The following is a 7,165-nucleotide window of genomic DNA, read 5'->3' as shown; positions in this document are numbered from 1 at the left end:
TGAGACAGCGTCTTTTGAAGGGGCTGTGCCGGTATTGATATCCAGATAGCGGTAACAGGTTTTTGCCTAAAAAAACTAAGGTCACAAGAAACTGCAATAATTCTTTGCAAGAAAAACCCTTTTGCTTTTTGAAATTCGATTTCACGAGTATTTGACCTATCTTGTGTTCTTTGAAAAAGTTTGCAACATAATTGGCTGACCTATTTTCATCGGTAATGTTTTCTGGTAAGATAGAAGTCACAAGAGCACCCTTCTTTCCTTGGTATAATTGGGTTTTGCATGTTACTTCTATTTTACCAGATTGAGGGGTGTTTTTGTTTACCAAAGTTCAGATATATCAAGGGTTTAAGGGCATTTTTTTTAGTGCGAAAGTTGAGTTATTGACTAGTTGCTCGAAGTTCGTCGCACCCCGTGCGGGTGCGTGGATTGAAACCTCATCTGGACGTACTGTGGGAGATTTATGGGGTCGCACCCCGTGCGGGTGCGTGGATTGAAACACAGTACCGTCCGGCATAGCATACTCAGTGACGGTCGCACCCCGTGCGGGTGCGTGGATTGAAACACCACACCGCCGCCCTTGCATATCATCTCCGGCCGTCGCACCCCGTGCGGGTGCGTGGATTGAAACATCTCCCCCGGCCAGCAGCCTAGCAACAGCTCGCGTCGCACCCCGTGCGGGTGCGTGGATTGAAACCCAGACAGCCAGGTCATCTTCGGCGTCGATACCGGTCGCACCCCGTGCGGGTGCGTGGATTGAAACCCTGGTAAAGCTGTTGTTTTTCCAGCTTGTCCAGGTCGCACCCCGTGCGGGTGCGTGGTGCGTGGATTGAAACATGTGTTTGATAACAAAACTAACCAGCGTAATCTGGTCGCACCCCGTGCGGGTGCGTGGATTGAAACACTTATTTACACCCCTTTTCCAAATCTTCAATCGTCGCACCCCGTGCGGGTGCGTGGATTGAAACCTGCACTCAAGTGAGCCAGTTAGCTTAATCCTGTCGCACCCCGTGCGGGTGCGTGGATTGAAACTGGTACTGGTTATACAGATGCTGATACTGATCTGGTCGCACCCCGTGCGGGTGCGTGGATTGAAACATGACAAAAGTCATATCCTTTGATACGGAAAAAAAGTCGCACCCCGTGCGGGTGCGTGGATTGAAACTTGCAATGTGTGCAATAGCCATACTGCCGCCGGCGTCGCACCCCGTGCGGGTGCGTGGATTGAAACCACCAATACCCATAATTAATTGCATTGTCTTGGGTCGCACCCCGTGCGGGTGCGTGGATTGAAACACGCTAGCCGAATATAACACACCGTTAACCGAAGGTCGCACCCCGTGCGGGTGCGTGGATTGAAACGTAAAACCCGAGGACTTCCTCAATGATGACCTGTCGCACCCCGTGCGGGTGCGTGGATTGAAACATTTTACATTGCCACCACCTCCAGAATGATTTGGTCGCACCCCGTGCGGGTGCGTGGATTGAAACTCTAGGCTTGTCCTCGGTGGTGTAGTCCAGGGGTGTCGCACCCCGTGCGGGTGCGTGGATTGAAACCTGATGCAATTACCACCGGATCGATTTTCGGCGTCGCACCCCGTGCGGGTGCGTGGATTGAAACAATTCTACCACACCTTTTCGTATCAAACCAGCCCGTCGCACCCCGTGCGGGTGCGTGGATTGAAACCTATGACATGTTTCTCCATCCCCGGCAGTAAAATAGTCGCACCCCGTGCGGGTGCGTGGATTGAAACCTACAGCCGGAACAACTACCCGGCACAGCTGGAGTCGCACCCCGTGCGGGTGCGTGGATTGAAACCTCGCCAGCTGCCTCAAAGGCATCACGGTACCTGTCGCACCCCGTGCGGGTGCGTGGATTGAAACCCTCAAATAATTCTATAGTATAAATACAGATAGGTGTCGCACCCCGTGCGGGTGCGTGGATTGAAACGGCATTACAAGAGCATGACGAGCACTGGTTTCGTGTCGCACCCCGTGCGGGTGCGTGGATTGAAACATGCAAACCTTGATAATGTTGCCGTACTTAACGGTCGCACCCCGTGCGGGTGCGTGGATTGAAACTAATATTGTTATCTACCTCGCCCGCATCTATAACGTCGCACCCCGTGCGGGTGCGTGGATTGAAACTTCTTTTCTCTTTCCTGGTATCATTCCTAACTTTGTCGCACCCCGTGCGGGTGCGTGGATTGAAACTTGCTCCAGAGTAAGGTCCCGCCGTATAATCGGGTCGCACCCCGTGCGGGTGCGTGGATTGAAACTCTGCCTCTTGTCTCAACCACTCAAGGCAACAGTCGCACCCCGTGCGGGTGCGTGGATTGAAACCGGGTATCGTGTACAAGGGGACAGGGCATTCGGGTCGCACCCCGTGCGGGTGCGTGGATTGAAACCTTTAACAAGTAACAAGCAACTCATTAATCCGCGTCGCACCCCGTGCGGGTGCGTGGATTGAAACCGCCAGCTGGGGGTTGTGTGTCACCATCACAACCGTCGCACCCCGTGCGGGTGCGTGGATTGAAACCCTCTCAGCCTGTTGGGTCAAATACTCACGGGGTCGCACCCCGTGCGGGTGCGTGGATTGAAACGCCCCTATTGCGGAAATTGCGACAGAAGTTGAGAGGTCGCACCCCGTGCGGGTGCGTGGATTGAAACCGGTCAGTACCATCGTCCTGACTGTTTCAAACAGTCGCACCCCGTGCGGGTGCGTGGATTGAAACCCTGATTTCTGCTCCACCTGCTGTCAGGTATTCCGTCGCACCCCGTGCGGGTGCGTGGATTGAAACCTCTATGAGATTGGACCCGCGGTCGATGTAGCCGGTCGCACCCCGTGCGGGTGCGTGGATTGAAACCGCTTCATCGGTACGAGATTCTGCTCTATCGGTGTCGCACCCCGTGCGGGTGCGTGGATTGAAACATCCTGTCCTTAGAACCTTTTGCGGCATCCACGTCGCACCCCGTGCGGGTGCGTGGATTGAAACTCCTGGCCAAAGCTGATGCAAGGTTCTGGATTGGTCGCACCCCGTGCGGGTGCGTGGATTGAAACCATTGTTATGGTTCGTGGTGCATGTCTGGATGGCGTCGCACCCCGTGCGGGTGCGTGGATTGAAACGCTCCTCACTTGTGAGGGGACGGGCACCGCGGCCGTCGCACCCCGTGCGGGTGCGTGGATTGAAACCCTGATTTCTGCTCCACCTGCTGTCAGGTATTCCGTCGCACCCCGTGCGGGTGCGTGGATTGAAACCTCTATGAGATTGGACCCGCGGTCGATGTAGCCGGTCGCACCCCGTGCGGGTGCGTGGATTGAAACCGCTTCATCGGTACGAGATTCTGCTCTATCGGTGTCGCACCCCGTGCGGGTGCGTGGATTGAAACATCCTGTCCTTAGAACCTTTTGCGGCATCCACGTCGCACCCCGTGCGGGTGCGTGGATTGAAACTCCTGGCCAAAGCTGATGCAAGGTTCTGGATTGGTCGCACCCCGTGCGGGTGCGTGGATTGAAACTGCTACTTATGACTATCTGATCAATAAATATGGAGTCGCACCCCGTGCGGGTGCGTGGATTGAAACTCGTCCAGTTGCAGATATGCCCGGATAATCTCTAGTCGCACCCCGTGCGGGTGCGTGGATTGAAACCGGGGCATCGGGAAAAAGATACTGCTGTTCGTGGTCGCACCCCGTGCGGGTGCGTGGATTGAAACTTTAGAAACAGCCCTACACAACCGCTTTAGGAATGTCGCACCCCGTGCGGGTGCGTGGATTGAAACAAATTGTACCAAGGTAAAAAGTACCGTATAAAAGTCGCACCCCGTGCGGGTGCGTGGATTGAAACGCCATAATGGTGTTGTGGAGGTGATATCATGAAAGTCGCACCCCGTGCGGGTGCGTGGATTGAAACCATTGTTATGGTTCGTGGTGCATGTCTGGATGGCGTCGCACCCCGTGCGGGTGCGTGGATTGAAACTCCTTGAACTCGTTAGCTACAAGTTTTGCCCAAAGTCGCACCCCGTGCGGGTGCGTGGATTGAAACGTCATCTTCTTTGTCGATACAAACATCGAATATGTCGCACCCCGTGCGGGTGCGTGGATTGAAACAGATCGTCGAAGTTAGCCGTGTCAACTGCCGGGTCGTCGCACCCCGTGCGGGTGCGTGGATTGAAACTATGCTTGGGTGTTAGAGAACGAAAACATACGAAGTCGCACCCCGTGCGGGTGCGTGGATTGAAACCTCATTTGCGGCAACAGCTGCGCGCTCGTCTGCGTCGCACCCCGTGCGGGTGCGTGGATTGAAACAGGGAACGGCAATCATGGGATACTTGGCTCTACTCGTCGCACCCCGTGCGGGTGCGTGGATTGAAACCTGGCCCGCTGCTCGTCTGGTGTAGCAGTCACCTGTCGCACCCCGTGCGGGTGCGTGGATTGAAACTATCACGAATAAGGAGGTAAAAACATGGACCCGGTCGCACCCCGTGCGGGTGCGTGGATTGAAACATCGCAGCGCCGGGTGCTGCTGGAAGAGCCTCGGTCGCACCCCGTGCGGGTGCGTGGATTGAAACGATAGACCGTTTTAAATCTTGTAGTAATGGGCTTGTCGCACCCCGTGCGGGTGCGTGGATTGAAACTTGGGTGCAGCCACACCATCCGGCCGTCCTTCCAGTCGCACCCCGTGCGGGTGCGTGGATTGAAACGACAAAACACCCGGGATGTCCGTATTTCCGGTGTCGCACCCCGTGCGGGTGCGTGGATTGAAACTTGATTATTTGGTGGGTTGCGGAGCTTTTAGGGTGTCGCACCCCGTGCGGGTGCGTGGATTGAAACGCCAGTCCGGACAACTACCCATATGGCCTTGCCTGGTCGCACCCCGTGCGGGTGCGTGGATTGAAACCCTACTTTTCTTTGCCTTCCCGATTTTGTCAAGGTCGCACCCCGTGCGGGTGCGTGGATTGAAACAGTCAGCCCTTTCATAGTTTCCCGGGCCAGATTGTCGCACCCCGTGCGGGTGCGTGGATTGAAACACGTGAAATAAAGCAAGACTAAAGCACCTCCGTTAGTCGCACCCCGTGCGGGTGCGTGGATTGAAACTCCTGGCCAATATCCCCGGAGTTATCGACTGGAGGTCGCACCCCGTGCGGGTGCGTGGATTGAAACACAAAAGCACATCTGCATGGAAAACCAACTTTGGTCGCACCCCGTGCGGGTGCGTGGATTGAAACTGATAGTCTTGGCATCACACTCCTTAGACCGCTTGTCGCACCCCGTGCGGGTGCGTGGATTGAAACCCGTAAGGTGATCCCCATCAAGGCCCTGGAGACAGTCGCACCCCGTGCGGGTGCGTGGATTGAAACATCAGCCAATTGGTCAATCTGTATAGTTTTAGCCAGTCGCACCCCGTGCGGGTGCGTGGATTGAAACTAGGTCCGTGTGCCTATCCAGAATAGCCATATAGTCGCACCCCGTGCGGGTGCGTGGATTGAAACCGTAGCCCCATTACCGCCACAACCAACCAGCATCGTCGCACCCCGTGCGGGTGCGTGGATTGAAACTCACCAACAGATGCGCCGTTTTTGTCATTGAAAAAGTCGCACCCCGTGCGGGTGCGTGGATTGAAACCCTCAAAAGTATGTTACCGGCATAAGCCAAGATGGTCGCACCCCGTGCGGGTGCGTGGATTGAAACATACTCGGATTTGAATATTTCGTACTCCTTTTGTCGCACCCCGTGCGGGTGTGGATTGAAACCCGCCCCTTTGCACTTTCAGCAGGTATGCCAGCGTCGCACCCCGTGCGGGTGCGTGGATTGAAACATTAAGCCACACCCCCCTAATCCATCATGTAGAAGTCGCACCCCGTGCGGGTGCGTGGATTGAAACTTGCTCTTATCTCCCATCCGCCTATGGACGCTGTCGCACCCCGTGCGGGTGCGTGGATTGAAACCCGGTGTAGCCCTATCATAATGATCAAATCGATGTCGCACCCCGTGCGGGTGCGTGGATTGAAACCGCGGTGACAGTATGGCATGTGTGGGGGCAGCTAGTCGCACCCCGTGCGGGTGCGTGGATTGAAACAGGTTGCAGTATATTGCTACCACATCGTAAGCGTCAAGTAAACCATCACATAGAAAATAAGGTTTAAAGACAGTACAATCACGATGAATACAGTTGAATAAGTTGAAAAAGTAAGCAAACTTTTTAAACTGGGAACGGAGTGGTTGTATGGATACAAAAAAAAGTTGCAGCGGAATACCGGCTATCACAATGGACACGCGTGATACAGGAACAGAAACGCAGCGGGCAAAACATTAAGGATTTCTGTCAGGAAAACGGAATAAGCAGAAACAAATACTTCTACTGGCAGCGAAAGCTGAGAAAGGCAGCTTGTGAGGGGCTCTTAAAAGCCGAGGAGCCCGCAAATATAGTACCAACTGGGTGGATACAAGTTAAACCGGACCAGCTGACAAAAACAACGCTACATATTGAAGTAAGCGGTTGCCGTATAACCGTGGATGAAGGTACTGATCAGGAACTATTAAAAAAAGTCTGTCGCATATTAAGGGTACTGTAATGAAATGGAGTGAAAAACCCGTATACGTATGTTGCGGTCATACAGATATGAGGAAATCTATTAATGGATTGATGATGCTTGTTCAAGACAGCTTTTCCCTTGATCCGTTTTCAGAAGCGCTGTTTGTCTTTTGCAACCGGAAGCGGGACAGAATAAAAATCCTGGAATGGGATGGCGATGGCTTCTGGCTGTATTTCAAGCGCCTGGAGCGGGGGCACTTTCGCTGGCCGGCAAAAGGAGACTCCGTCACTATGCTCCTTAATACCATGGAATTATCGTACATAATAGAAGGTGCAAAGCTAAGAGAAAAAGCTTAAACGGAAGGAAGTTCTAGAGCGGCAAATTTCTTAAAAACACATTGCAAAAAAGGGCATCTAAGACTCTGAAAACCTTGCTATTACAAGGTTTTCATGGTATAATCTCCTTATAGAAAACACAGGAAATTACTGTCTAGAAAAACATGCTTGGTTTAATTGAAAGAAAAGGATCGTAAGATCGCCGAATTGGAGCAGCAAGTACAGTGGTTGATGTCCCAGATCCGCCTGGCCAGACATAACAATTTGGCGCATCAAGTGAAAGAACTGATGCTGTTC

2 protein-coding genes, 1 pseudogene and 3 CRISPR repeat arrays are annotated in these 7,165 nt (G+C 53.6%); of the genes and pseudogenes, 2 read left to right on the top strand and 1 reads right to left on the bottom strand.

The annotated features are described in order from the left end of the window. Positions 1-325 (bottom strand): annotated as a pseudogene (locus SSCH_RS20095) (hypothetical protein); the annotation flags it as partial. A gap of 76 nt (positions 326-401) precedes the next feature. Next, positions 402-760: a CRISPR direct-repeat array (repeat unit 32 nt; unit sequence GTCGCACCCCGTGCGGGTGCGTGGATTGAAAC). Between the two features lie 107 nt (positions 761-867). After that, positions 868-5,688: a CRISPR direct-repeat array (repeat unit 32 nt; unit sequence GTCGCACCCCGTGCGGGTGCGTGGATTGAAAC). A 94-nt stretch (positions 5,689-5,782) separates the two neighbouring features. Beyond that, positions 5,783-6,076: a CRISPR direct-repeat array (repeat unit 32 nt; unit sequence GTCGCACCCCGTGCGGGTGCGTGGATTGAAAC). Between the two features lie 139 nt (positions 6,077-6,215). Here SSCH_RS20095 and tnpA point away from each other — a divergent pair. Together tnpA and tnpB are read left to right on the top strand one after the other, a co-directional pair. Further along, on the top strand, positions 6,216-6,572 hold the full coding sequence (gene tnpA / locus SSCH_RS21810) for an IS66 family insertion sequence element accessory protein TnpA (protein ID WP_052835400.1): 357 nt from the start codon (positions 6,216-6,218) through the stop codon (positions 6,570-6,572). Beyond that, positions 6,572-6,889, top strand: a complete 318-nt coding sequence (gene tnpB, locus SSCH_RS06495; protein ID WP_044664762.1) for an IS66 family insertion sequence element accessory protein TnpB — start codon at positions 6,572-6,574, stop codon at positions 6,887-6,889. The genes tnpA and tnpB overlap by 1 nt, the downstream gene beginning before the upstream one ends. Positions 6,890-7,165 lie beyond the last annotated feature (276 nt).

The sequence above is a fragment of the Syntrophaceticus schinkii genome (assembly GCF_000946815.1).
GTDB classification, from domain to species: domain Bacteria; phylum Bacillota; class DSM-12270; order Thermacetogeniales; family Thermacetogeniaceae; genus Syntrophaceticus; species Syntrophaceticus schinkii.
Note: the sequence above shows the minus strand (reverse complement) of the source record. Positions and strands in the feature narration are given on the sequence as shown.

Coding starts and splice junctions, on each gene's coding strand:
- tnpB (WP_044664762.1), top strand. CDS start 6,572: ATGAAATGGAGTGAAAAACCCGTATACGTATGTTGCGGTCATACAGAT.